The sequence below is a fragment of the Bacillus sp. AF62 genome, from assembly GCF_050312695.1.
Taxonomy (GTDB): domain Bacteria; phylum Bacillota; class Bacilli; order Bacillales; family Bacillaceae_G; genus Bacillus_A; species Bacillus_A cereus.
This window is the reverse complement of record NZ_JBNPJZ010000041.1, coordinates 132263-155492: the sequence shown is the minus strand read 5'-3', so window position 1 is coordinate 155492 and position 23230 is coordinate 132263. Positions and strand designations below refer to the sequence as shown.

Below are 23230 nucleotides of genomic sequence, written 5' to 3'. Positions count from 1 at the left end.
AAATTGTCCCCTTCCTTGACCATCTTATATATGATGGTCTTATTTTTTTGTCTTTCTATCTTTTATTTAAAACTCCCCCTCTCTTTCACCCTATGTTCACATGAGAGTCACACCTACCTTTTATAGTATATGTATCGAAGTTGTTCCTCCCTAATTTATAAGACATTCCCCAGTGTCTTAAAGCAACTTCCATCCCTAATCAAATTGAGATAAATTGTCCCCTTCCCTTGACCATCCTATGTGATGGTCTATTTTATTTTCCAAACACAAAATCAATCTATCTGTACTTAAATAAAAACCTAAAAATTCAGAAAATATTGTCAAATTAGGTATTTTTTCGGTATAATTACTTTAGGAAGGAATTTCGCAAAAACAAAAGGGGGGATTTTATTGAAACAAACAAAAGCAATCTTAATCGCATTATTTCTAGGTCTAGTTGTTGGACTCACTCTAAATTTAGCCGCTCCATCTATCTTTGAGCCACTAAATCAATATGTGTTCAACCCAATTGGTCAATTGTTTATTCGACTTATTAAAATGCTAGTTGTTCCTGTTGTGTTCATTTCTATCGTACTTGGTGCTGCCGGCCTTGGAGATCCGAAACAACTTGGAAGAATCGGTTTAAAATCAATTTCATTCTTTCTCGTAACAACTGCGGTTGCCATCTCTATAGCGGTTACATTTGCACTTATTATAAAACCAGGAGCTGGCGGTAATTTTAAAACAGAAGGTCTTAAGTATGAAGGTGCAAAAACTGAAACATCTTTCGTCGACACATTGCTAAATATCGTACCAGATAACCCAGCAAAAGCGATGGCTGACGGAAACATGTTACAAATCATTGCCTTTGCCGTATTGATTGGACTCGGTATAGCTATTTTAGGAAAACGAGTTCAAGGTATCCATTCATTACTTGAACAGGGCAACGAATTAATGATGTATCTCGTTAATCTCGTTATGAAATTAGCCCCAATTGGAACATTCGGTTTGCTCGCTTCATCCGTTGGTAAAATGGGGCTTGCAGGCGTCGCTGCGATGTTCAAGTATATGATTGTCGTTATGTTAGTACTCATTATTCACGGGGTCTTTGTATATGGTGGCTTATTAAAGGTATTAGCAAAAGAAAGTATTGTTCGTTTCTTTAAACATTTCGGACCAGTAATGGCAATTGGATTTAGTACATCTAGCTCTAATGCATCGCTTCCATTTGCAATGAAAACAGCACAAGATAAGCTTGGCGTTCCAAAAGCGATAAGCTCATTTGTACAACCACTAGGGGCAACTATTAATATGGATGGTACTGCCATTATGCAAGGAGTAGCAACTGTATTTATCGCTCAAGTATACGGAGTTGAACTTACATTACCGCAATTAGCTATGGTCGTATTAACCGCTGTACTAGCTAGTATCGGTACTGCTGGTGTACCAGGTGTTGGACTTGTAATGCTTACAATGGTTTTAAATCAAGTAAATCTACCAGTAGAAGGTATCGCTTTAATTATCGGTATTGACCGTATTCTAGATATGTCTAGAACAGCTGTAAACATTTCTGGGGATGCAATTTGCGCAATGATTGTCGCAAAATCAGAAGAAAAATATAATACTGATCAATCGGCAGCATCGTAAATCAAAAAAGGAGTGAATATATTCACTCCTTTTTTGATTTACTCCCTTTTTTAGAACGATATTCTTTCCCTTTATTATCATTACCAGTTTCAAATTCAGTGCTAAATTCCTGATTAAACTGGCCGGACTTTGGTGATCCTTGATTACCGCTCCCTTTACTACCGTTACGATTCGTCATATTTCTCCCTCCCTTCCTTGTATTAGTAGTATGGCGCTCTATCTTTTTTCATACACATTTTATTTTTTAACATCTATTACACATGAAAGAAGACCTTCCATATATAAGGAAGATCTTCTCTTTCATCACGTAAGCGTTTTCTTGTTTATAATCACTTAAATAAGTTTTTTGGAAATCGAAATCATTACATTCATTTCATCTTCTGAAAGTGTAGAGAATCTTTCTTGTAAATATTGTTTTTTCGCATCTTCCATTTTCGCAACTAAATCTTTCCCTTGTTCTGTAATCTCTAAATACACAACTCGGCGATCTGATGTAGAACGTGAACGAGTTACAAAACCTTTATTAATTAATTTTTCTGTAACAGCTGTAATATGACTATTCGACACATTTAATTCATTTGCTACACGCGATACCATTTCTTTATTCGTACGATTTAATATTCTCAGGACGATGAATTCATTCCACGGTATGTAACCACCGAATATTTTTCCGATATCATTACGCAATGTGCGAAACATAGCAAACACATTTGTCGATAGTTCTTCCATTAATTGCTCTCGATTTTGAGACAACTTTGACAGCTCCTTTTATTTCATTTAGTTAAATAAAAACCTTATTAATAATTTTACATGAAATCTTACTTTTTGTCACCTTATTTTCCCATAATTCGTAGTTTTTTAATATGTATTTCATGATAAAATGAAGTTAACTTCCAGAAAAAGGGGGTATTTTAATGCATGAGGAGGAGAAATTCTCAAATCTCAGCCTAAAAGATAAAACGATTATCATTAGTATTATTGCTCTTTTTCTCATTATAATTTTTGCATTTATATTTTTTGTATATGTAGGAATCTTTCAAATTACAGGTATCGAGTATAGTTCACGTACTGCGTTACTTCTCTTTTTTTTATTAATCACTTTCTTAGACAGTATTACATTTTTCATCTTCAGTTTCTTCAAAGCGCTGCTATATCCACTGACACAAAACATGCCAAATTGGATTTCTATTACTCTTTTCTCATTCATTGAAATTACACTAGATTGGTTCGTCATTCATACTGCTGATGATTGGATAGAAAGCGTACAAATGTCCAACATAGCTGAATTATGTGTCGTACTATTCTTTTTCCTCTTAAATAAATTATTAAGTGACGAGAAAGAGTAAGAATACAAGCTTTTCTATATAAAAATTGGTACAATGAAAGCAAATCTTACTAAAGAGGTGTTAATTATGAACTTACAACAATGGGCTGATAAAGGTATGTCCTTTGATACATATGTGAATGAAATGCAAGTAAACCAATACGAGCTACTACACATTTACAATAACTTTTTAATTCCAAATGAATTACTTCCTGTATTAGAAGAACGTCAAAATGACGGCTGGCGTGTTATCGTATTAACTGCTGATTGGTGTGGCGATGCTCTTTTATGCGTACCTGTTATGAAACGAATTTCTGAAGTTGCAAATATTGAAATGAGTTTATTAATTCGCGACGAAAACTTAGAATTAATGGATCAATATTTAACAAATGGAACAGCACGTGCGATTCCAATCTTTATTTTCATTGATAAAGATGGAAATGAACAAGCCGTCTTTGGACCACGCGCTCCAAAAGTACAAGAATTAGTAACTTCAATGCGCGCTACATTACCTGAAAAAGAAGATCCAACATTCGAAGAAAAACAAAAAGAAATGTATGCTAATTTCCGTGCTACATTAGCTGATGATACTTCTCTTTGGGAGCATGTAATGGAAAATATGGTGGAAAAAATAGTAAAATAAAAAACCTGCCGAGCTCGGCAGGTTTTTTTATTACATAATGAAGAAATAGAATACCGCAGCTAAAATGAAACGATAATAAGCGAACGGTGTTAGTTTTACACGAGATAATAATTTCAAGAATGAAACAATTGCAAGCATCGCAACAACGAATGCAGTTACAAATCCTGTTACAAATAGCGTTATATCTGCTGAGCTTAATACATCCCAGCTTTTAATTAAATCTAATCCACTTGCAGCTACCATCATCGGTACCGCTAAAATGAACGTATATTCAGCTGCCGCTGTATGCGACACGCGAGCTAATAAACCACCACTGATTGTAGAACCAGAACGAGAAAATCCTGGCCAAAGAGCTAAACATTGAAACATTCCAATTGTAAATGCCTGTTTATATGTGATTTCATCTAACGTTCTTGCTGTACTTGGTTTTGAAAACTTCTCAGCAACAATCATTAAAATACCACCGGCTACTAAGCTAATAACAACTGGTCCTGGACCAAATAAAACCTCTTTAATAGTGCTATGGAATAATACGCCAAGTATCCCGGCAGGAATCATCCCGATAATAATATGTAATAAATTTAACGATGGTCCGTCTGTTACTTTACCTATTCCAACTAACGACCATAGACGCTTCCAAAATATAACAACAACTGCTAAAATCGATCCCAATTGGATAACAACTTCAAAAACTTTCGCTCTCTCATCGTCAAATCCAATTAAATGTCCTGTTAAAATCATATGTCCTGTTGATGATACTGGTAGAAACTCTGTTAACCCTTCAACAGCACCCATGATTAAACCAATTAACCAATCAGCCACAAGTAGTGCCTCCTTAATAACAAATAATATGTAATTTTTTCACACCTTATCATAATACCTTATCCCTTTTCAAAGTGCATCCTTTTTTTATTGGTTTCATATGTTGTAGGCGCGTATTTCTTTTCTAATCTTTGATTAAATTGTATGATAGTAAGAGTTTGTTTTTTTATATGGAAAGGGGATTTTATGAAAGAAACTACTTCATTTTCACAAAAGTTAAAGCAATTTGTATTACTATTTTTTCCGATTTTCGTAACGCAAATGTCATTATTTGCGATGAGTTTTTTTGATACAACAATGTCAGGACATGCAAGTCCAACTGATTTAGCAGGTGTTGCAATTGGAACAAGTATATGGCTTCCAGTTAGTACGGGATTAACAGGAATTTTAATGGCTACTACTCCCATTGTTGCACAACTCGTCGGATCCAAGAAAAAAAAGGACGTTCCCCACGTTGTCATACAAGCAGTTTATTTAGCAATTTGTGCTAGCTTCGTTGTTATCCTCATCGGTTTCTTCGTCGTTTCACCTATTTTAAACGGCATGCGCTTAGAAGAACCTGTGGAACGAATTGCAGCTCAATTTTTAAGTATTATCGCAATAGGAATTATACCTTTATTCACTTACACTGTTTTACGTGGATTTATTGATGCATTAGGAAAAACTCGAACAACGATGATTATTACATTACTATCATTACCAATTAACGTAATATTAAATTACCTATTAATTTTTGGTAACTTCGGTTTCCCAAAGCTTGGTGGTGTCGGAGCAGCAATTGCTTCCACTGCAACATATTGGTGCATTTTAATTATTACAGTCATTATTATTCAGACGAAAGAGCCTTTTGCCTCTTTCAACATTTTCAAACAATTATATCGCCCTTCTCTTTCTAGTTGGACAGCATTCTTAAAGCTTGGCGTTCCTATCGGATTTGCTATCTTTTTTGAAACGAGTATTTTCGCTGCGGTAACGCTCATGATGAGTAATTTTAGTACGACAACTATTGCAGCTCACCAAGCAGCTATGAACTTTGCTTCCTTGTTATATATGACTCCGCTCAGTTTAGCAATGGCAATGACTATTGCAGTCGGATTCGAAGTTGGAGCAAAACGTTACGATAATGCAAAACAATACGGACTGATTGGAATTGGATTAGCCCTTGCCTTTGCTTTATTATATTCAATTCTTCTCTACTTCTTTGATAATCAAATTGCTTCTATTTATACGACAGATGCAAAAGTTCATCATTTAGCAAAAGAATTTCTTATTTTTGCGATTTTATTTCAAATTTCAGATGCAATTGCAACCCCTGTACAAGGAGCTCTGCGTGGTTATAAAGATGTAAATGTTGCTCTAATTATGACTTTAATTGCTTATTGGATAATAGGTCTACCACTAGGTTACATATTAGCAACATATACAGAATGGGCCGCAAAAGGTTATTGGATCGGTCTTATTATCGGTCTAGCATTTGGCGCTGCCTTCCTCCTTATCCGTCTCTTTCAAGTACAACGAAAATATACAACACAAAACAGCCGCTAATAATAAAGCGGCTGTTTTCTTTATGCATATTTTTTCTTGTAACGTATAATATAATGAAAAAGAAAGGTGGGTACATATGGACGACAAAGAAAAAAAGCAATCATTCGATGAAGAATTTGCCCCTGAAATTTCACCTGGATATCGGCAAGATGTACATAAGCCACCTAAATATAAAAACACTTCGTTTTTAATGGGCATTACCATTTTCGCTGCTGTATTACTCATACTTATCATTTTCGTTTATTTTTGATGAAAGGTGGCCTATTATATGAAGAAACAAAATTCCAATCGTTCCAAAAGAACTGTTAAAACACAAAAAGGATATGCAGGCGATTCTGTTCATACACTTAAACAAGTGGAGCAAGGAAATTTATATATTGCTCAAAAAGAACTTGGTCAACAAAATGAAAATCTTTAAAGGTCCTTGATTCCTTGAGGGCCTTTTTATTCCGCATTAAGTAGTACACCCCCAAATGATCTATTGAGCAATGAATTTCCTTTATTGTACGCGCTGCTTTTGTTCTAGCACCATAAATATATTATTAACCTTTACAATTTTCACTTCATAATTCAATTTCATTTCGCTTCTCTTACCATTTTCAGTACCCGCAACGTACGCTACAGCTTGATAGAGAAAACTCTCATCTTTCTCTTCACGTATCTCCTCGTTTGTAAATTTATACTCTAACTCTTGAAAACGATTTGGATAATAATTTCCCATTAATTGTTCATACCCTCTATTTAAAAATATTTCTTCACCTTTTCGTTTCACATCTTCTTTATTATTAAACTCAAACACTGATAGTTGTTCAGTCACAAAATGCTCTCCTACCTTTTTCATTTCATTATGAGTTAAATTTTCTATACTTTTATTCTTTAACTCCTTATTTAATCCGTACTGATCAATCGGTTTAAAGGTAGCAAAAACCTCCTCTTTATATGACCAAAACAATACAAAAGCGATACATAGAGAAATGATTAACAGTCTTTTTTTCGTAATACTCCCGCCCTTCTTCATAATGATAGCTATATTTTAACATATAGAAAGAAAATTCTGATATTATAAAGTAGAATAACTTAACTCAGAAACGAGGAACAATTATGGACTCTTACAAACATTATATAAAAGAAGCTTTGCCTAATCTTTCTATACATTCATATAAACAAAATGAAGAAGGTTGGGATAATGTAGCAATTATAGTAAATGATGAGCTACTGTTTCGTTTCCCGCGAAAACAGGAATATGCAATGCGAATTCCGTTAGAAAAAGAACTATGCACACTTCTCTCTTGTTCACTACATGAAATTAAAGTTCCAAAGTATCACCTATTCTATAAAAAGGAGACTGATGCTATTCCGCTTTGTAGTTACTATACTCTCATTCATGGTGAACCTTTAAAAACAGAAATAGTTACTACACTAGAAAAACAAGAACGAAAAGCACTTATTACACAATTAGCAACTTTCCTTGCTGCTCTACATAGTATTCCTCTAAAAAGTGTTACAGCGTTAGGATTCCCTATTGAAAAAACACTTACCTACTGGAAAGAGCTACAAACTAAATTAAATCAGTATGTTACTAACAATCTTACTTCGTTCCAGAAATCAGCCTTAAATCGTTTATTCGAGAATTTCTTTGCCTGTCTAGCTACATCTAAATTTCAAAATACAATCATTCACGCTGATTTTACACATCATCACATTTTATTTAACAAGCAGAACAAACGCATTTCAGGTGTTATCGATTTTGGTGATGCGCAAATTGGCGATCCTGCTTTTGATTTTGCAGGACTATATTATGATTTCGGACATGAGTTTACTACATCTGTATATGAACAGTACAGTACACTTATTTCTCATCATGATCCATTACTCATTCACCGCATTACTACCTTTTATCAATATAGTCCTTTACTACATAATATTATTTATAACTTTGAATCAGAGAATGAACTCGAATTCATTACAAGTACAGAACAACTAAAAACGATATTACAGGGATGAGATTACATTCTCTCCCTATATACTCTCTCCTCATACATCATTAACTTTTTATCCATTTCAACAATAACTTTATACAATTGAAATGCCTGTAAAATTTGCAGTTGAATTTCAAAAGGAGCATTTTGTTCTTTTAACCATTGAAATACTTTCGTTTCATCTTTCATTGATTATTCCTCCCTTTATCCCGCTATTTGCGGGTAGCCTGATTGACCCCCACTGATTAAAGTTTCACTTTATTAAAATCTGCTACAAATATACCGTAAATGATGAAAAGCTTTTCATGTCAATAACAAAAAAGGATGCAAAGTTGCATCCTTTAATGAACTATATTTTTCTTCTGTTTCGCTTCTTTCTTTACTTCTTCCCCTTGGCATTCACTACGAAACGCACAACTTATACACTCAGAACGAAAATGACGCTCTGTATAATGCTCAGGTTGCTGTAACATTTCTTTCATTCTAGATAACTCAGCCATTCCAGTTATAATATCTTCCTGTTTCGGAATGTACTCATACTTAGTTCCTTCTATTAAATTAATAACTTCAATTTTTCCTGGAAGAACGCCGAAAGCTTTATAACTAAATACTGTCATTAGCTTCTGACAAAGAGCAAGCATTTCCTCATCCGCATCGACAACATACTTTTTAATTACAAACGACTCAGCATTCCACTCACCAACTTCAAATGTCAATGACATGTGGACACCTAACTCTTCCATATATGTTTGAAACTTCTCGTATAAAAACAATGGTGGTGTCTGACTATCATCCCTTTCAACAAACTGTAATAAGTGATCCGTTAGCTTCGCTAATACAATATAGTACTCCGTCTTCGAAGCAAACATATTAATCCTTACTTTTTTCCAATACTTTTCTATTAATATTAAAAGTACAATTTTCGTTTGTTGACCCGCAGGTAGCGTGTAATACTCGTTAATAATTTGATTCACAATCATTTGCACTATTTGTTGCCATTCAAATGAAGAAGGTTCTCTTCTTTTTATATGACGAAAATAAAATTTATGCGGACACCGCATAAAATCATACAAATGATAATCTGTCATCGTTTTGATTGAGATTTTCTCATGCACTTGCTCTTCAGCTCCCTTCTGCCATTAAGAAAGGTGTTTTACAAATTCAGCTCCAAACTGTAAACATTTTTCTACATCTTCATCTTCTGGCGTTAATTCTACTTTTAGTCCTTCTAACACAACTGCTGCCCCGCGCTCTTGTAGCTTTTCTATTAAAATGTCAACCGCCACTCCGTATTTCGGATAAGCCGAATCACATGATCCGAATACTGCCGCTTTTTTCCCAGTTAAATCAATAGAATCCATTGCATCATAAAAATCTAAGAAATCATCAGGAAGATCACCATCTCCCCATGTGTATGCACCTAAAATAATTCCATCATACTGTTCCAATATAGAAGCTTCTGGTGAATCCATAATATCAATAACTTCAATTTCATTTTCTGTTTCACGAATTACGCCGGCAATATGGTCAGCCATTTCCTCTGTATTTCCACTCATACTTGCAAAAATCATTACTAACTTACTCAACTGAACCTCTCCCTTTACTTTGTATCTCTTTTTCTGTTTGAATGCTCTTCTTCTCATCTACATATTCAGACCGAATTACATTTCGTTGCCATTCCATATGCTGATCAACATCTTTATTTTTATCTTTTAATCCCCTCCGTAGAAGGTGAAATTTTTTTCTCATTAACATGTCGCATCCACCCTATTGATAATAATTATCAATTTCAACTATATTTAGATTAATTGACATTGATTATCAATGTCAACAACTATTTTTAAAAAAATGATTAAAATGTACAAGCTTGTCCGTTAGCTATTCATATACTATAAATGAGCATAGTTCTTTCTCAGCCCTCTCTGACGGAAAGAAATAAAAGCAACTGCGATAGAGCGCAGTTGCCTTTTTTTGTTTTTCTATGATTTTAGTAATCTTATAGTCGTCTCTAAAAATAGCTCCACTCCACAAATTAATGCTGATTCATCCACGTCAAATTTCGGATGGTGATGTGGATAACAAGTATATATATTTTCATTACCTGTTCCTAATTTAATGAAACAACCGGGTGCTTTTCTTAAATATGCTGAAAAATCTTCCCCACCCATAGAAGGTTCAAGCTTCACAACACGCTCATTCCCAAACAAATGTAGTGCACTTTCTTCTACTATTTTCGTAATATATTCATCATTAATAACCGGATCATATCCATATCGATACGTATATGTATACGATCCTCCATGTGCTTCTGTAATTCCTTTCACAATTTTTTCGATTTTCCCTTCTGCTTCCACCCTCAATGCTTGATTAAATGAACGAACAGTTCCCATTAAAGTTGCTGTACTAGGAATACTATTGTCAGCCACTCCCCCATGAAACTGCGTAACTGAAACGACTCTTTGCATGAAAGCACTTGTATTTCTAGATACGATATGTTGTAGATTTGTAATAATCTGCGCTCCGATAGCGATAGGATCAATCGTTTCTTCTGGCCGCGCCGCATGCCCTCCTTTGCCTTGGATCTCAACTGTAAATACGTCTGGTGCTGCCATCATCGGTCCATATACAATTCCTACATTCCCACTTTCCAAGCCAGACATAACATGTAAACCTATTACATAATCAACACCGTCCATAACACCCGCCTCAACCATTTCTTGTCCACCACCAGGGTATACTTCTTCTGCATGCTGAAAGAATAGACGAATTTCTCCTACAAACTCTTCCTTCATATTATTAAGCACCTCTGCAGTACTTAATAATATAGCTGCGTGAGCATCGTGCCCACATGCATGCATCATTCCTTTATTCACAGATGTATAAGATTTACTTGTCTCCTCTTGAATTGGCAAAGCATCTATATCAGCTCGAATCGCAATTACTTTCCCTTGCTTCACACCCCTTTTGATTGCTAGTACACTATACTTCGTCGGTCTCGTTACTTCAAAAGAAGAAAATGAGCATAATGTATCATATATAAATTGCGAAGTTTCTTTTTCATGAAATGATAATTCCGGATACTTATGAAAATGCCTTCTCCATTTCACGATATTTTCTTCCGAAATTAGACTCTTCCACACTCTATTCATGATAATTTCCTCCTTTTCAAAAGAACTAGAAATTTAAAATTTTACTCCGTCTTAAATGATTAATAAAAACAAATACTGCATTTTTACGTATTCTTATAGTCCACTTTTATGTATTCACACAATCCACTTTCTATTTACATGTCAAACCCATTACAAATTCATGCTGAATGTAATATAATTGCTAAGTTAGGGATTTTCTTTTTTAGTATTTAGTGCTAATATCAGAAAAGAGCCTTTTGACTTATTTTTACCTAAAATGTGGGATTTTGTTTTTTTCACAATAATGTAGGACATGATACCTACAAAGAGCTATTATTTCATTAAGAGAGGGAAAGACATGGAAAGATTAAAAGAGATATGGTCTCGACCACTCACACAATGGGTTGCAAAGACGGTTTATTATCTTGCAATTTTATTTGCATTACTTTGGTTGTATGGATTCCATGATACAAACACAAGTACATTTATTTACAATGAATTCTAGGGTGGGAACGTTATGAAGTTATTAGAACAAATTGAAAAGTGGGCTGCAGAAACGCCTGATCAAACCGCTTTTGTTTGGCGAGATGCGAAAATTACGTACAAACAATTAAAGGAAGATTCTGATGCGTTAGCACATTGGATTTCTTCTGAGTATCCAGACGATCGTTCACCAATTATGGTGTATGGCCATATGCAACCTGAAATGATTATTAACTTTTTAGGATGTGTAAAAGCTGGACATGCTTACATTCCTGTAGATTTATCTATCCCAGCTGATCGTGTACAACGTATTGCTGAAAATTCTGGTGCGAAATTACTTTTATCGGCAACAGCAGTAACTGTAACTGATTTACCAGTTCGCATCGTAAGTGAAGACAACTTAAAAGATATTTTCTTTACTCATAAAGGGAACACTCCAAATCCTGAACATGCGGTAAAAGGTGATGAGAACTTCTACATTATTTACACATCAGGAAGCACAGGTAATCCGAAAGGGGTTCAGATTACTTATAACTGCCTTGTTAGCTTTACAAAATGGGCTGTAGAAGATTTCAACTTACAAACAGGGCAAGTATTCTTAAACCAAGCACCTTTCTCATTCGATTTATCTGTAATGGATATTTACCCATCATTAGTAACAGGTGGTACACTTTGGGCAATCGATAAAGATATGATTGCGCGTCCAAAAGACTTGTTTGCTTCTTTAGAGCAATCGGATATTCAAGTATGGACTTCCACACCTTCTTTCGCTGAAATGTGTTTAATGGAAGCATCTTTCTCTGAGAATATGCTACCGAACATGAAAACATTCTTATTCTGCGGTGAAGTGTTACCAAATGAAGTAGCTAGAAAATTAATTGAGCGTTTCCCGAAAGCAACAATTATGAATACGTATGGTCCAACAGAAGCTACTGTCGCTGTAACAGGTATTCACGTGACAGAAGAAGTGCTTGATCAATACAAATCACTTCCAGTTGGCTATTGTAAATCAGACTGTCGCCTTCTTATTATGAAAGAAGATGGCACGATTGCACCTGATGGTGAAAAAGGTGAAATCGTAATTGTCGGTCCAAGCGTAAGCGTTGGATATTTAGGAAGCCCTGAATTAACAGAAAAAGCATTTACTATGATTGACGGTGAGCGTGCCTATAAAACAGGCGATGCTGGCTATGTTGAAAATGGTCTTCTATTCTATAATGGTCGTCTTGATTTCCAAATTAAGCTGCATGGTTATCGAATGGAATTAGAAGAAATTGAGCATCACCTTCGTGCGTGTTCTTACGTAGAAGGAGCAGTTATCGTTCCAATTAAAAAAGGTGAGAAATACGATTATTTATTAGCGGTTGTTGTTCCTGGGGAGCATTCGTTTGAAAAAGAATTCAAATTAACATCTGCAATCAAAAAAGAACTCAATGAGCGATTACCAAACTACATGATTCCACGTAAATTCATGTATCAATCTTCTATTCCAATGACACCAAATGGAAAGGTAGATCGCAAAAAATTATTGAGTGAGGTTACAGCATGACCGCATATGGATCATTTTATTTTTTCGCTATAGTGGGCATTTTATTAATACCTACTATCATAGCTGGATTAAAAGGTAAAATGTTGCGTAAATATAATGCCGTTTTAACATTAGTCATGATTGCTATTATCTTCTCGGATAAACCGAAGCAAGCAATGATGTTAGCTGCATTTATTATTTGGCAATATGTCCTTATTAAAGGCTATTTAATTTTAAGAAAACAAAATAATAGTACATTCACATTTTGCATAGCTGTTATTTTATCGATTTTGCCTCTTATTTTGGCAAAAATCGCACCATTTGCATCGTTATTACCTGAGTTAAAACTTGTTGTTTTTCTAGGTATATCTTACGTAACATTCAGAGCAGTTCAAATGGTATTTGAAGTTCGCGATGGTTTAATTAAAGAGCTTTCTTTCTTTAACTTCTGGGAATTCGTTTTATTCTTCCCTGCGATTTCAACAGGACCTATCGATCGTTACCGAAGATTCCAAAAAGATATTCAAAAGCCACCTAGCGCTGAAGAATATCAAAATTTACTATATACAGGACTAAATCGTATTTTCCAAGGTTTCTTGTATAAATTTATTATTGCTTACTTAATAAAGCAATATTGTATGGATCCAGCATTCGCTCAACACGATACAATCTTTTCAAATATGATTTACATGTATAGCTATAGCTTATATCTATTCTTTGATTTTGCTGGTTATAGCTCTTTTGTAATTGGTGTAAGTTATATGATGGGAATTAAAACGCCAGAAAACTTTAATAAGCCATTCCTTAGTCGTAATATTAAAGACTTCTGGAACCGCTGGCACATGAGTTTATCATTCTGGTTCCGTGATTTTATTTACATGCGTTTCGTCTTTTTTGCAACGAAGAAAAAGTTAATTAAGAACCGTTACACAATTTCGTATATCGGTGCATTTTTAAACTTTTTCATTATGGGAATTTGGCATATCCAAGGAAGCGCTGTTGCGCAGTATGTTATTTATGGTCTATATCATGCCGCACTGTTTATTTTATTCGATATTTTCGAACGAAAAAACAAGAAGCATAAGTTTTGGCCAAACACTAAATTTACACGCATCCTTGCGATTGTAATTACGTTCCACGTTGTATGTTTCGGTTTCCTAATTTTCTCTGGACACCTTAACAGATACTTTTAATGCACCCTTCTTATTCCATTAAGAAGTTGCACATATAATATATTTCGGATATAAAGGAGATTTTAAAAATGGCAGAATTCAAAGAGCAAGTATTAGATATTTTAGAAGAAGTATGTGAAAACGATATTGTGAAAGAAAACTTAGATGTTCAATTATTTGAAGAAGGTATCCTTGATTCTTTCGCTGTAGTATCTTTATTAGTTGAATTCCAAGAGCGTTTAGATATTGAAGTTTCTATTTCTGATTTTGACCGTGACGAGTGGGCTACACCAAACATGGTTATTAAAAAGTTGGAAGAAATCCGATGAACAAAGCAAAATTTGGTCCGATGCTTTTAGCATTGGCCCTTTTTGCTGTATTCTTACTTATTCCAACGCGCTTCCTACTTCCACTTTTAAGTGATGAAAAAGTAGAACAAGCTGCTACTTCTTTAAAAGAAGAAAAAATTCAAAGTATGATTTTACAGCAAAAGATGTTAGCAGATCCAAAATATCTTCCGATGTACGGTTCATCGGAATTCGCACGTATGGATGCTTTCCATCCATCTAATTATTTTAAAGTAAAGCCTGAAGGATTTACGCCATTCCTTCTTGGACGCGGCGGAACACAAGACCTTGTACATGTGTTAAACTTCGCATCTACAATGGATCAATTGAAAGATAAGAAAATGGTATTCGTTCTTTCTCCGCAATGGTTTGTACCACAAGGTATTGATGAAACGCACTTTGCACCTAACTTTTCAAAGCAACAAGGTTACCATTTCATTTTCAACAATGATTTAAAACCTGAAATGAAAAAACAAATTGCAAAGCGTTTATTAAACTTTGAGATTGTAAAAAAAGAAACTTTATTAAAAATTTCGCTTGAAGGCATTGCTTATGATGATACGAAGTATAAAGTAAAAGCACTTGCTGCTAAACCTTTCGCTTATATTTATCGTAACATTTTAGATCGTAAAGATTTATTTACAGCTATGTTTAATATTAAACCGCACAAAGAAAAGCTTGATCCTTCATTAAAACAAATGAACTGGGAAGAGGCTCGTAAACATGCGGATCAAACAGGTGCAGTAGAATCTGGATCTAATGAATACGGTATTGAAGATGATTATTTCAATAGCAAAATTAAGAAAAAATTAAAGCAACGTGAAGGTTACTTAAAAAATGATGCTTATGACCAATCGCCAGAATATGAAGATTTACAAATTGTACTTGATTTATTAAAACAATCTGGTGCAAAACCACTCTTCATTTCTGTTCCTGTCAAAGGTCCTTGGTACGACTACGCTGGATTCCCGAAAGAACGCCGCGAAGCATACTATAAGAAAGTTCATGAGCAAATCGAAAAAGCTGGTTATCCAATTGCCGACTTCTCAAATCATGAATACGATAAATACTTCTTAAAAGATCATATGCACTTAGGTTGGAAAGGCTGGGTTTACATCGACGAAGCCATCCAACAATTTTATAAAGCAAACTAATGAAAAGACCGCTTGAATTACTCAAGTGGTCTTTTTGTATATATTTTGTAATTGCTCGATTGCATTCTCCGCTTCTTTCATAACTCGCTCCACTACATGCTGAGCTGATTCGATTCGTGCCAACGATGCTGCCTGTCCTGCCCAAAGTGACATATATTCTTCCTTATTTTGCTTCGCTGCCTCTTGGCGTATTTTAGAAGTTAATACGTTTTGCACTGGATACATCGGAAGCCCTTCTTCTTTTCCTTCATGTCTCTCTATAAATTCATTCCGGATACCCCGTGCATATTTCCCGGAAAACGCACGAGTTACCGTTGTGCTCGTATCTGTACTATGTAAAACCGCTTCTTTATACACATCGTGCGTAATACTCTCTTCACTTGTTAAAAAGGCCGATCCCATTTGAACACCTTCTGCTCCTAGTGCCAATGCCGCAACAAGCCCTTGTCCGTTCATTACACCACCTGCTGCGACAATTGGGATATGCGGAACAGCCCCTACTAACTGAGGTATTAACGCAAAAGTACCAATCATAGCATCTTGTTCTTTCCCGACAAATGTTCCTCTATGCCCCCCTGCCTCGCTGCCTTGACCGACAATTATATCTACCCCTAATTCTGCAAGTACTTTTGCTTCTGTCACATGGGTAGCTGTTCCGATAACCTTTATTCCACTTCTTTTTAAGTCATCTATTTCTTCTTTTTCTAACGTTTGAAATGCAAAGCTAACGACCGGTACTTTTTCTTCTAATAACACTTGTAATTGTTCCTTATAGCTTTTTGGAAGCTTTAACGTTCCTTCTACTTCTATACCTAATTCTCTATTCACTCCGCTTAGTAATATTTTCGCCTCATTTACCTTCTCTTCTTCTATTTGTATCTCTTTCGTTACAAGTAAATTAACACCGAAAGGCTTATCTGTTAGTTCTCTTATTCTATAAATCGCTTCACCAATTTGTTCTGGGCTCATATAGCCCGCCCCAAGCGTCCCTAATCCTCCGCTATTACTTACTGCTGCAACGAGTTCTGGCGTCGTAATCGCGCCTGCCATACCGGCTTGAACAACAGGATACTCAATTTTTAATATGTCTGTTACTCGACTTGTAAACATCATTTTCCCTCCTATTTCCCTTATATCTTCTTTATTTGATAAGCTTTCCCCTGCTTTTGCAAGGGTTGAACTTCATATGAAGCGAATATATTGAAAGAGAAGGAGGCTGAGCTTAATGATTTATCCAAATGCATTAAAACAAGGTGATACAGTAATGATTATTGCACCATCTGGTCCACCTACAATCGAAAATGTATTAAAAGGTGTGAATGTATTACAAGAGATGGGGTTATCCGTAATAATCGGGAAGAGTGTTTACGAGAAATATGGATTTTTAGCCGGAAGTGATCAAGTTCGGCTTGACGATATACATGAAGCATTTACAAATAATGAAGTGAAGGCAATTTTTTGTGCACGAGGTGGTTATGGAAGTGCTCGTCTTCTTCCTCACATTCAATATGAAGTTATTAGGCAGAATCCAAAAATCTTTTGGGGATATAGCGATATTACAGCTTTACATACTGCTGTTTCACGTTATGCAAAGCTTATAACATTTCATGGTCCGATGATTGAAGAACTAGGAAAAGGTATTGATTCCCTATCTTTATCCTCTTTTAATCAGCTATTCCATCCGTATTCAACCATTTTATCTGCATCAGAATGTATCGTACCTAGCTCCCACAGTACAGTTACAAGTACGTTAGTTGGAGGAAATTTAGCTGTGTTAGCAAGTATAATTGGCTCGCCCTACGAGATAAATACGGACAATACACTTTTATTACTTGAAGACATTGGTGAAGAACCGTACCGCATTGACCGTATGTTAAATCAGCTACTTTTATCTGGAAAGTTTAATGAATGCAGGGGCGTTATTTTCACAAGTTGTCACGACTGCACTCCTTCAAAGCCATCTCAATCATTGCAAACAATATTATATGAATATTTCGCGCCATATCATATACCTGTCCTATTCGATTTACCAATTGGACATATAAGTCCAAACATCGGTATTCCACTTGGAGCTACAGCGACAATAAACACGAATAATAAAACAGTCTCTATTTCTTCTGGTATAGCCACTTCATATTCAAATTAAAAAGTAAAAGGAAAAGCGATTACGCTTTTCCTTTTACTTTTACTTATAATAATTAAAAATTCGTCCAGATGCGATATCTGCAATTTCTTCTGGAATAAATGTTTTACTTATATCAGTGCCAACATTTAATACAGCTGTAGCATCTTTCTCAATGCTACCAAATAACTCTTTCCCACGTATCGTAATAAGGGGCGTTCCTTCTGGCAACACATCTTTTACAAATTCCATTTGTGTAAAGAACGGAACGATCCATCTACCTTCTCCTTGGAAATGACGCAAACGAAGTATTCCTTCTGTTGCCCCGTCCTCTGCTTCTAGTGAACCAGCAACATAAAACTCAGTAGATAAGAGCAATTCATAAAATTCCTTTTGCTTCTGTTTATCATCCCCTGCTACAACAAGTACCTCTTCTAATTTCTTTACTGAAATTTGCTCCATATGATGCCACCCCTATTTTCAAAATGATTGTACTTAGATTATACGAAATATTCTTATTTTTTTCTACATAATTCGCAATTATTTTCTTAAAATAATTTTAACACTTCTTTTGTCGTCACAATCGTAGCAAACTCTTCATGTAAATTTACAAGTGTCATATTGTGAATATCTTCTGCACTATACTCTTTACCATCTAAACCTATACGGTTAAAAGTAGCCGTTGCATCACTCACTAAATATGTTGTAAATCCTAAATTCCCTGCCATTCGTGTCGTAGTTTCCACGCAATGATTTGTCGTTAATCCTACAACCACTACTGCATTACATTTGTTCTTTCTTAATTGCTCTTCTAAATTTGTCCCAATGAACGCGCTGTTAACGAATTTCTGAATAACCACTTCACCAAGTAGTGGTTGCACTTCTTCTTTAAAGTTTACCGTTTCCGCTCTCTCATAAAACATTGACTGAGCATTTTCTTTATTTACATGTTGAATATGAAAAACTGGTCGTTCCCTTTTTCTCCATTCTTCTAACAAAATTCTCATGTTTTCTTCAGCAAAAATATTATTTCTCTCGCCCCAATCTGGTAATTGAAATGCCTTTTGTACATCGATTATGATAAGTGCTATTTGATTTGTCATCATTTCCCCCTTAATTTGGCTGTAATTGAAATAGAAAACCAAGTTGTTGTGAAGCAGTAATAAAGCAAACATAGGCGCAAAGCTCTACAATTTCTTTTTCTGTCCAATATTGTTTTAATACGTGAAACATAGTATCATCTATTGCTTTTCGGTTATGAACAAATGTATGCGCAAAAGTAACGGCTACACCAATCTCCTCTGCCTTTTGCACATCATCAGGTCTTCCCTTTGCCATACAGTACGGACATTCATTCCCATACGCTAATGTTCTTCTCACTTGCTCCTTCAACTCTGCTGAAAGAGTTCCTTTATTGTACAGTGTATCTTCTAACTTACTCCACGAGTGTAATATATCCGAATTATGCCCTAATAACTTTTGAAACTTTGTATCTCCTACATTTGATAATGAAATTCTCTCCATCATTTTCCCTCCTATTTCCTTCTGTTTTATTGTAAAATAAATAACGTTCACTTTACATTTCATATGAATCTTAATTTATATTTTTCCTTTACAAAAATCATTATTTTACTGGAGGTATATTTACAAATGCAACTAGACCGTGTTGATCGAAAAATTTTAAATGAATTATATAATGATAGTCGCCTTTCTATGCGTGAATTGGCGAAACGAGTAAACTTATCTGCTCCGTCTACTGCAGAACGTGTTCGTAAACTTGAAAGTGAAGGCGTTATTCAAAAATATACAATCGATATCGACTATAAAAAAGCAGGACTAGTTTTAGATTGTATTTTAGAAATCACTTTAAAAAATGGTGATACAACACGTATGCAACAGTTTATTCAGTCTTATCCATCTGCAAGTTTTTGTTACCGAGTGACAGGAAGCTTATGCTACATTGTAAAAATTTCTGTTCCTTCACTCGTTGAACTTGAAGAATTTATCAATGATGTTTCTTCATATGCAACGACAGTTTCTCATATCGTATTATCAGAAGTATCTCTTACTCCTGATATAGAACATATCTTCCCAGAAGATTAATTTATTTTTATTCATAAATTATAAAAAAACCCCTTACAATAAGAATAAAAATAATATATTATGTATTAAAATACATAAAATTCGAGAAAGGGGCTTTACATTGAAAATCTGGTTTTATGAAAAAACGGCACAATTAGATGACTTGCTTGGTATTTGGGACAATGTTCCGACCATCCCGCGAATTGGTGAAAAAGTGGAGATTTTAAAGACAGTCCGCACTGTTACAGATATTAAATATGTAAAGAATGGTAATAATTTTCGTGTAGAAATTATTACAAATTAAAAAGTAGCTCCTAAGAGCTACTTTTTAATTATCTATTATGTGCTTTCTTTATAACGATTTTATCTTCTTCTACAGCTACTGTTACATAATCATTTTCTTCTAACCGAAGCTTATTTACAGCCTCATCTGGTAACTCTATGGCCATCAATCTATCGGTTACAATCACTTGACTATACACTTCATTTTCTTGTGATGAATTCACTACTTTTTGCTCATTTATAAAACGTACTGGTGGCACGCCAACTTCTTTTACTGTACGCCATTGTTTCCAAACATACGGAATTAACCATAGTAATCCAACAACTGTAAGACCGATACCAATCCATAAATTACTTTGCGCTTGTAATTCAGTAATTGAGATTGTACCACTTTCTTCTCCACCGAAAAATTGCATACTTGTTGCAATCAAATTATTTAGAGCGTGCACAGCTATATTCGTCCATATATTTTTTGTCTTTATGTATAAAAGACACATAACGACACCAAACATGAACGCACCAATAACATCAAAATGTCCTAGGCCAAAAATAATTGAAGATATAATTACAGCTTTTTTAATTCCCCATTTATGAGCCATCCGCTGTAAGAAAAATCCCCTAAAAATAACCTCTTCCATAATAGGTGCTAACACACATGCTGAAATGAAAGTAAATATCGTCATATATACGTTACTCGTATTAATAACATTTCCGTCTTCTAGCATAGTAACTAAGAAATTCGGTAACGTATGTGCTAATATGTAAAATTGAATCTGAGATATGCCAACTGAAAAAATCATCCCCATTATCGTTGCTAATACAATTAATCCCCAAGATAAACGCCCTGGCTTATCAAAAAAACTGTTAAATACAATATTATTTTTATTTGTTTTTACGTATAGCCAAAGTAACGGAAATACAAAAAATACAGTTATTTGTGAAATAACCTCCATCGTATTCTCAGAAACATTTGCTAGACCTAATGGTATCATTATAAGGAACACCCCTATAATCATCCATCCAAAAAAGCTACGTAGCCTTATACGTGAAAATGCATAGTGCATATAGAACACCCCCAAAGATAGTAAAAATAAAATAAAACTTTAATCAGTACTTTATAGGCAATCCTTTCCCTATAAATAGCAGGATAACTAAATTATAATATGAATATAGTTGAAATCCTTCCTATTTTTCTCAAATCATTTCAAACAGCATAGCTCTTAAAATACCATATCGCTGTTCTTCAAGTTGCAATCCAAGTGAAATTTATGTAATAAAAATCCCCGTTTTTACAAGCGGGGATTTCTTTTATTATAATACGTCACGTTTTTGGAATAATGCGCTTGATGCTACAAGTAACACAACAAAGTATGCAGCTACAAGTAATAATGAAGTTGTAAACGTAAATTCTGTAAATGTTGGTTCCATTCCACCATTGATTAATTTATTACTATCGTAAGCTCTTAAATCCAAATGGTTGAATACTACAAACTTCGCTACACCTTTTGCAAACATTATTAATACCATGTTAATTGCACCTTGTAAGAAGAATAGGAACATCGTAATAATTAATGGTAATACAGACTTTCTAAAGACATTTGCTAGGAAAAATGCAAGTGTTGCAAAAAAGAATGGTGAAAGTAGTTGATATAAAGTGGACTTCATTACGATTCCTAACGTTAATTCTGTTTTACTACCATCCATTACAATACCGCCAATAATCATTGCAATTAGCATACCAGCTAATACGATAAATAACATTGCTAATAACACTGTAATATATTTAGAAAATAAAACTGCAAGTCTTTTTCTTGGACGGATTAACAATTGTTTAATTGTACCTTTTTGGAACTCATCAGTAAGAGTACGGGCAGCAAGTGTAATCCCAAAAATCGTTGTAAATAAAACAATTAAGCCAATCTCTGAGTTTGCATAATCTAAATATGATCCCTTAAACTCATCACCTTTTCCCCACTTCAACATTGCTAAAGTACCTAAAATTTCGAGTGCCGCAATGACACCAATTAAAATATACATACCTTTTTTCGCATGCAACTTTAAAAATTCATTTTGAATTAATTTAAACATTACGCTTTCACTCCCCCAGTAATCGCTAAGAACTCATCCTCTAACGTTTTATTTTGAACAGTAACTCCGTATACAAGCACATCAGCATGAACAAGTTTTTTTACAAGTTGCGGAATGTTGTCTTTTGTTACAGATGCTACAATTACATTCCCTTTTGCTTTACCTTTAATGATTTCATTTGCTTTCTGAACTTCATCTACTTCAAACGCTACAACGACTGCCTCATCATGTTTCACTTTTTCATGTAAGTTGTACTCTTGTACAAACTCACCTTGTTTAATAATAACAACGCGATCACACATTAATTCAATTTCACTCAATAAGTGACTTGATACGATTACAGCAATATTCTCTTCTTTCGCTAAACGTTGTAAATAATCACGAATTTGGCGAATACCAGCTGGATCTAATCCATTTGTCGGCTCATCTAAAATTAAGATTTTCGGCTGATGAAGTAATGCTTGTGCAATTCCTAAACGTTGTTTCATACCAAGTGAATATGTTTTCACCTTTTTATGAATCGCATGCTCTAATTCAACAAGCTTTACAATCTCAGCAATGCGCTCTTTACTAATTGGAGTAATGGCCATGTTCGCAAAATGCTTTAAGTTTTGCATTCCTGTCATATAATCATATAGTTCAGGATTTTCTACAATCGCTCCAATTTGCTCTAGTGCCTTTTCACGCTCCGAGCGAATACTATGTCCACAAATTGTAATATCGCCCTCTGTCATTGAAATAAGACCTGTCATCATACGGATCGTCGTCGTCTTACCGCTACCGTTCGGCCCAAGGAATCCGTATACTTCTCCTTCACGAACCTCAAATGATAAACCACGAATAATTTCCGTTCCACCAATCCTTTTTCGAACATTCTCTAACTTTACTACTACGTTTCCCAATGC

Annotated in this window: 31 protein-coding genes; 15 read left to right on the top strand and 16 right to left on the bottom strand. The window is 34.8% G+C overall.

All coding sequences use genetic code 11. The features are described 5' to 3' along the window. The first annotated feature begins 390 nt into the window (after nucleotides 1-390). A complete protein-coding gene (locus tag ACQRBL_RS06710; RefSeq protein WP_000814809.1) occupies nucleotides 391-1626 on the top strand; it encodes a dicarboxylate/amino acid:cation symporter in 1236 nt (411 codons plus the stop codon). Between the two features lie 22 nt (nucleotides 1627-1648). Here the strand turns inward: ACQRBL_RS06710 and ACQRBL_RS06705 are convergent, their stop codons facing one another. Both ACQRBL_RS06705 and ACQRBL_RS06700 read right to left on the bottom strand, forming a co-directional pair. Next, complete coding sequence (locus tag ACQRBL_RS06705) at nucleotides 1649-1804, bottom strand: hypothetical protein (RefSeq protein ID WP_000184928.1); 156 nt, start codon at nucleotides 1802-1804, stop codon at nucleotides 1649-1651. 155 nt (nucleotides 1805-1959) lie between these two features. Further along, the gene (locus ACQRBL_RS06700) at nucleotides 1960-2379 is read right to left on the bottom strand and encodes a MarR family winged helix-turn-helix transcriptional regulator (RefSeq protein ID WP_000081434.1); all 420 of its coding nucleotides are present in this window, start codon (nucleotides 2377-2379) and stop codon (nucleotides 1960-1962) included. 161 nt (nucleotides 2380-2540) lie between these two features. Between ACQRBL_RS06700 and ACQRBL_RS06695 the strand changes: the two genes are divergently transcribed. Together ACQRBL_RS06695 and ACQRBL_RS06690 are read left to right on the top strand one after the other, a co-directional pair. Next, nucleotides 2541-2972, top strand: coding sequence for a YrvL family regulatory protein (locus ACQRBL_RS06695; RefSeq protein WP_000544072.1), 432 nt, complete (start codon nucleotides 2541-2543; stop codon nucleotides 2970-2972). Nucleotides 2973-3005: 33 nt separating this feature from the next. Beyond that, nucleotides 3006-3593: a thioredoxin family protein gene (locus ACQRBL_RS06690; RefSeq protein ID WP_002040836.1), complete on the top strand. Its 588-nt coding sequence runs from the start codon at nucleotides 3006-3008 to the stop codon at nucleotides 3591-3593. A gap of 30 nt (nucleotides 3594-3623) precedes the next feature. Here the strand turns inward: ACQRBL_RS06690 and uppP are convergent, their stop codons facing one another. After that, entirely contained in the window at nucleotides 3624-4415 is a 792-nt protein-coding gene (gene uppP / locus ACQRBL_RS06685) for a bacitracin resistance undecaprenyl-diphosphatase (RefSeq protein ID WP_000796253.1), read from the bottom strand. A gap of 186 nt (nucleotides 4416-4601) precedes the next feature. Here uppP and ACQRBL_RS06680 point away from each other — a divergent pair, with 186 nt between their 5' ends. The 3 genes from ACQRBL_RS06680 (at nucleotide 4602) to ACQRBL_RS06670 (ending at nucleotide 6378) form a co-directional block, all read left to right on the top strand. After that, the gene (locus ACQRBL_RS06680) at nucleotides 4602-5960 is read left to right on the top strand and encodes an MATE family efflux transporter (protein ID WP_000665559.1); all 1359 of its coding nucleotides are present in this window, start codon (nucleotides 4602-4604) and stop codon (nucleotides 5958-5960) included. A gap of 76 nt (nucleotides 5961-6036) precedes the next feature. Continuing rightward, on the top strand, nucleotides 6037-6210 hold the full coding sequence (locus tag ACQRBL_RS06675; RefSeq protein ID WP_000341062.1) for a hypothetical protein: 174 nt from the start codon (nucleotides 6037-6039) through the stop codon (nucleotides 6208-6210). Between the two features lie 18 nt (nucleotides 6211-6228). Next, nucleotides 6229-6378 carry a hypothetical protein gene (locus tag ACQRBL_RS06670; protein ID WP_000744623.1) on the top strand — a complete coding sequence of 50 codons (150 nt, stop codon included), beginning with the start codon at nucleotides 6229-6231 and terminating at the stop codon, nucleotides 6376-6378. Between the two features lie 81 nt (nucleotides 6379-6459). Here the strand turns inward: ACQRBL_RS06670 and ACQRBL_RS06665 are convergent, their stop codons facing one another. Further along, nucleotides 6460-6978: a hypothetical protein gene (locus ACQRBL_RS06665; protein WP_000715258.1), complete on the bottom strand. Its 519-nt coding sequence runs from the start codon at nucleotides 6976-6978 to the stop codon at nucleotides 6460-6462. Between the two features lie 83 nt (nucleotides 6979-7061). Here ACQRBL_RS06665 and ACQRBL_RS06660 point away from each other — a divergent pair, with 83 nt between their 5' ends. Beyond that, nucleotides 7062-7964 (top strand): aminoglycoside phosphotransferase family protein, encoded by a 903-nt coding sequence (locus ACQRBL_RS06660; protein ID WP_053564926.1) that lies wholly within the window; start codon nucleotides 7062-7064, stop codon nucleotides 7962-7964. Nucleotides 7965-7966: 2 nt separating this feature from the next. Here ACQRBL_RS06660 and ACQRBL_RS06655 read toward each other — a convergent pair whose 3' ends face one another. From ACQRBL_RS06655 to ACQRBL_RS06635, 5 genes are all read right to left on the bottom strand, one after another. After that, a complete protein-coding gene (locus tag ACQRBL_RS06655) occupies nucleotides 7967-8128 on the bottom strand; it encodes a hypothetical protein (RefSeq protein WP_000651086.1) in 162 nt (53 codons plus the stop codon). A gap of 152 nt (nucleotides 8129-8280) precedes the next feature. After that, on the bottom strand, nucleotides 8281-9054 hold the full coding sequence (locus tag ACQRBL_RS06650; RefSeq protein WP_000544586.1) for a hypothetical protein: 774 nt from the start codon (nucleotides 9052-9054) through the stop codon (nucleotides 8281-8283). Between the two features lie 24 nt (nucleotides 9055-9078). Then, the gene (locus ACQRBL_RS06645; RefSeq protein ID WP_000041153.1) at nucleotides 9079-9525 is read right to left on the bottom strand and encodes a flavodoxin; all 447 of its coding nucleotides are present in this window, start codon (nucleotides 9523-9525) and stop codon (nucleotides 9079-9081) included. After that, the gene (locus ACQRBL_RS06640; RefSeq protein WP_000929009.1) at nucleotides 9518-9694 is read right to left on the bottom strand and encodes a hypothetical protein; all 177 of its coding nucleotides are present in this window, start codon (nucleotides 9692-9694) and stop codon (nucleotides 9518-9520) included. The genes ACQRBL_RS06645 and ACQRBL_RS06640 overlap by 8 nt, the downstream gene beginning before the upstream one ends. A 224-nt stretch (nucleotides 9695-9918) precedes the next feature. Beyond that, complete coding sequence (locus ACQRBL_RS06635) at nucleotides 9919-11088, bottom strand: amidohydrolase (RefSeq protein ID WP_411995798.1); 1170 nt, start codon at nucleotides 11086-11088, stop codon at nucleotides 9919-9921. Nucleotides 11089-11425: 337 nt separating this feature from the next. On the opposite strand from ACQRBL_RS06635, the gene ACQRBL_RS06630 reads away from it, so the two are divergent. From ACQRBL_RS06630 to dltD, 5 genes are all read left to right on the top strand, one after another. Further along, a complete protein-coding gene (locus ACQRBL_RS06630; RefSeq protein ID WP_000440293.1) occupies nucleotides 11426-11572 on the top strand; it encodes a teichoic acid D-Ala incorporation-associated protein DltX in 147 nt (48 codons plus the stop codon). A 12-nt stretch (nucleotides 11573-11584) separates the two neighbouring features. Continuing rightward, on the top strand, nucleotides 11585-13099 hold the full coding sequence (gene dltA, locus ACQRBL_RS06625; RefSeq protein WP_000770502.1) for a D-alanine--poly(phosphoribitol) ligase subunit DltA: 1515 nt from the start codon (nucleotides 11585-11587) through the stop codon (nucleotides 13097-13099). Next, complete coding sequence (gene dltB, locus ACQRBL_RS06620; RefSeq protein WP_411995799.1) at nucleotides 13096-14271, top strand: D-alanyl-lipoteichoic acid biosynthesis protein DltB; 1176 nt, start codon at nucleotides 13096-13098, stop codon at nucleotides 14269-14271. The genes dltA and dltB overlap by 4 nt, the downstream gene beginning before the upstream one ends. A 68-nt stretch (nucleotides 14272-14339) precedes the next feature. After that, nucleotides 14340-14579, top strand: coding sequence for a D-alanine--poly(phosphoribitol) ligase subunit DltC (gene dltC, locus ACQRBL_RS06615; protein ID WP_000807310.1), 240 nt, complete (start codon nucleotides 14340-14342; stop codon nucleotides 14577-14579). Then, on the top strand, nucleotides 14576-15751 hold the full coding sequence (gene dltD, locus ACQRBL_RS06610; RefSeq protein WP_001030272.1) for a D-alanyl-lipoteichoic acid biosynthesis protein DltD: 1176 nt from the start codon (nucleotides 14576-14578) through the stop codon (nucleotides 15749-15751). The genes dltC and dltD overlap by 4 nt, the downstream gene beginning before the upstream one ends. A 21-nt stretch (nucleotides 15752-15772) precedes the next feature. On the opposite strand, the gene ACQRBL_RS06605 is transcribed toward dltD, so the two are convergent. Beyond that, nucleotides 15773-16861 carry an NAD(P)H-dependent flavin oxidoreductase gene (locus tag ACQRBL_RS06605; RefSeq protein WP_000495274.1) on the bottom strand — a complete coding sequence of 363 codons (1089 nt, stop codon included), beginning with the start codon at nucleotides 16859-16861 and terminating at the stop codon, nucleotides 15773-15775. Nucleotides 16862-16976: 115 nt separating this feature from the next. Here ACQRBL_RS06605 and ACQRBL_RS06600 point away from each other — a divergent pair, with 115 nt between their 5' ends. Further along, nucleotides 16977-17897 carry a S66 peptidase family protein gene (locus ACQRBL_RS06600; RefSeq protein WP_000640064.1) on the top strand — a complete coding sequence of 307 codons (921 nt, stop codon included), beginning with the start codon at nucleotides 16977-16979 and terminating at the stop codon, nucleotides 17895-17897. A gap of 39 nt (nucleotides 17898-17936) precedes the next feature. Here the strand turns inward: ACQRBL_RS06600 and ACQRBL_RS06595 are convergent, their stop codons facing one another. From ACQRBL_RS06595 to ACQRBL_RS06585, 3 genes are all read right to left on the bottom strand, one after another. Continuing rightward, complete coding sequence (locus ACQRBL_RS06595; RefSeq protein ID WP_000435265.1) at nucleotides 17937-18335, bottom strand: SseB family protein; 399 nt, start codon at nucleotides 18333-18335, stop codon at nucleotides 17937-17939. Nucleotides 18336-18421: 86 nt separating this feature from the next. Next, nucleotides 18422-18976: a cysteine hydrolase family protein gene (locus tag ACQRBL_RS06590; RefSeq protein ID WP_000184429.1), complete on the bottom strand. Its 555-nt coding sequence runs from the start codon at nucleotides 18974-18976 to the stop codon at nucleotides 18422-18424. Nucleotides 18977-18986: 10 nt separating this feature from the next. After that, entirely contained in the window at nucleotides 18987-19400 is a 414-nt protein-coding gene (locus ACQRBL_RS06585; RefSeq protein WP_012593181.1) for a carboxymuconolactone decarboxylase family protein, read from the bottom strand. Nucleotides 19401-19523: 123 nt separating this feature from the next. Here ACQRBL_RS06585 and ACQRBL_RS06580 point away from each other — a divergent pair, with 123 nt between their 5' ends. Then, nucleotides 19524-19976, top strand: coding sequence for an Lrp/AsnC family transcriptional regulator (locus tag ACQRBL_RS06580; RefSeq protein ID WP_001175498.1), 453 nt, complete (start codon nucleotides 19524-19526; stop codon nucleotides 19974-19976). 100 nt (nucleotides 19977-20076) lie between these two features. Next, nucleotides 20077-20259, top strand: a complete 183-nt coding sequence (locus ACQRBL_RS06575; protein ID WP_000707107.1) for a DUF3913 family protein — start codon at nucleotides 20077-20079, stop codon at nucleotides 20257-20259. Between the two features lie 28 nt (nucleotides 20260-20287). Here ACQRBL_RS06575 and ACQRBL_RS06570 read toward each other — a convergent pair whose 3' ends face one another. The 3 genes from ACQRBL_RS06570 to ACQRBL_RS06560 all read right to left on the bottom strand — a co-directional run bounded on the left by ACQRBL_RS06570 (nucleotide 20288) and on the right by ACQRBL_RS06560 (nucleotide 23227). After that, nucleotides 20288-21301: a CPBP family intramembrane glutamic endopeptidase gene (locus ACQRBL_RS06570; protein ID WP_000558808.1), complete on the bottom strand. Its 1014-nt coding sequence runs from the start codon at nucleotides 21299-21301 to the stop codon at nucleotides 20288-20290. A 247-nt stretch (nucleotides 21302-21548) separates the two neighbouring features. Then, a complete protein-coding gene (locus ACQRBL_RS06565) occupies nucleotides 21549-22325 on the bottom strand; it encodes an ABC transporter permease (RefSeq protein ID WP_000475427.1) in 777 nt (258 codons plus the stop codon). Continuing rightward, complete coding sequence (locus ACQRBL_RS06560) at nucleotides 22325-23227, bottom strand: ABC transporter ATP-binding protein (RefSeq protein ID WP_000528820.1); 903 nt, start codon at nucleotides 23225-23227, stop codon at nucleotides 22325-22327. The genes ACQRBL_RS06565 and ACQRBL_RS06560 overlap by 1 nt, the downstream gene beginning before the upstream one ends. Nucleotides 23228-23230: the final 3 nt, after the last annotated feature.

Excerpts from the sequence above, each read along its gene's own strand:
- ACQRBL_RS06590 (WP_000184429.1), bottom strand. The coding sequence starts at position 18,976 with ATGACAAATCAAATAGCACTTATCATAATCGATGTACAAAAGGCATTT.
- ACQRBL_RS06570 (WP_000558808.1), bottom strand. The coding sequence starts at position 21,301 with ATGCACTATGCATTTTCACGTATAAGGCTACGTAGCTTTTTTGGATGG.
- ACQRBL_RS06705 (WP_000184928.1), bottom strand. The coding sequence starts at position 1,804 with ATGACGAATCGTAACGGTAGTAAAGGGAGCGGTAATCAAGGATCACCA.
- ACQRBL_RS06605 (WP_000495274.1), bottom strand. The coding sequence starts at position 16,861 with ATGTTTACAAGTCGAGTAACAGACATATTAAAAATTGAGTATCCTGTT.
- ACQRBL_RS06670 (WP_000744623.1), top strand. The coding sequence starts at position 6,229 with ATGAAGAAACAAAATTCCAATCGTTCCAAAAGAACTGTTAAAACACAA.
- ACQRBL_RS06630 (WP_000440293.1), top strand. The coding sequence starts at position 11,426 with ATGGAAAGATTAAAAGAGATATGGTCTCGACCACTCACACAATGGGTT.
- ACQRBL_RS06660 (WP_053564926.1), top strand. The coding sequence starts at position 7,062 with ATGGACTCTTACAAACATTATATAAAAGAAGCTTTGCCTAATCTTTCT.
- ACQRBL_RS06565 (WP_000475427.1), bottom strand. The coding sequence starts at position 22,325 with ATGTTTAAATTAATTCAAAATGAATTTTTAAAGTTGCATGCGAAAAAA.
- ACQRBL_RS06680 (WP_000665559.1), top strand. The coding sequence starts at position 4,602 with ATGAAAGAAACTACTTCATTTTCACAAAAGTTAAAGCAATTTGTATTA.
- ACQRBL_RS06675 (WP_000341062.1), top strand. The coding sequence starts at position 6,037 with ATGGACGACAAAGAAAAAAAGCAATCATTCGATGAAGAATTTGCCCCT.
- ACQRBL_RS06585 (WP_012593181.1), bottom strand. The coding sequence starts at position 19,400 with ATGATGGAGAGAATTTCATTATCAAATGTAGGAGATACAAAGTTTCAA.
- ACQRBL_RS06635 (WP_411995798.1), bottom strand. The coding sequence starts at position 11,088 with ATGAATAGAGTGTGGAAGAGTCTAATTTCGGAAGAAAATATCGTGAAA.
- dltB (WP_411995799.1), top strand. The coding sequence starts at position 13,096 with ATGACCGCATATGGATCATTTTATTTTTTCGCTATAGTGGGCATTTTA.
- ACQRBL_RS06655 (WP_000651086.1), bottom strand. The coding sequence starts at position 8,128 with ATGAAAGATGAAACGAAAGTATTTCAATGGTTAAAAGAACAAAATGCT.
- dltC (WP_000807310.1), top strand. The coding sequence starts at position 14,340 with ATGGCAGAATTCAAAGAGCAAGTATTAGATATTTTAGAAGAAGTATGT.
- ACQRBL_RS06695 (WP_000544072.1), top strand. The coding sequence starts at position 2,541 with ATGCATGAGGAGGAGAAATTCTCAAATCTCAGCCTAAAAGATAAAACG.
- dltA (WP_000770502.1), top strand. The coding sequence starts at position 11,585 with ATGAAGTTATTAGAACAAATTGAAAAGTGGGCTGCAGAAACGCCTGAT.
- ACQRBL_RS06665 (WP_000715258.1), bottom strand. The coding sequence starts at position 6,978 with ATGAAGAAGGGCGGGAGTATTACGAAAAAAAGACTGTTAATCATTTCT.
- dltD (WP_001030272.1), top strand. The coding sequence starts at position 14,576 with ATGAACAAAGCAAAATTTGGTCCGATGCTTTTAGCATTGGCCCTTTTT.
- ACQRBL_RS06640 (WP_000929009.1), bottom strand. The coding sequence starts at position 9,694 with ATGTTAATGAGAAAAAAATTTCACCTTCTACGGAGGGGATTAAAAGAT.
- ACQRBL_RS06600 (WP_000640064.1), top strand. The coding sequence starts at position 16,977 with ATGATTTATCCAAATGCATTAAAACAAGGTGATACAGTAATGATTATT.
- ACQRBL_RS06595 (WP_000435265.1), bottom strand. The coding sequence starts at position 18,335 with ATGGAGCAAATTTCAGTAAAGAAATTAGAAGAGGTACTTGTTGTAGCA.
- ACQRBL_RS06690 (WP_002040836.1), top strand. The coding sequence starts at position 3,006 with ATGAAAGCAAATCTTACTAAAGAGGTGTTAATTATGAACTTACAACAA.
- ACQRBL_RS06580 (WP_001175498.1), top strand. The coding sequence starts at position 19,524 with ATGCAACTAGACCGTGTTGATCGAAAAATTTTAAATGAATTATATAAT.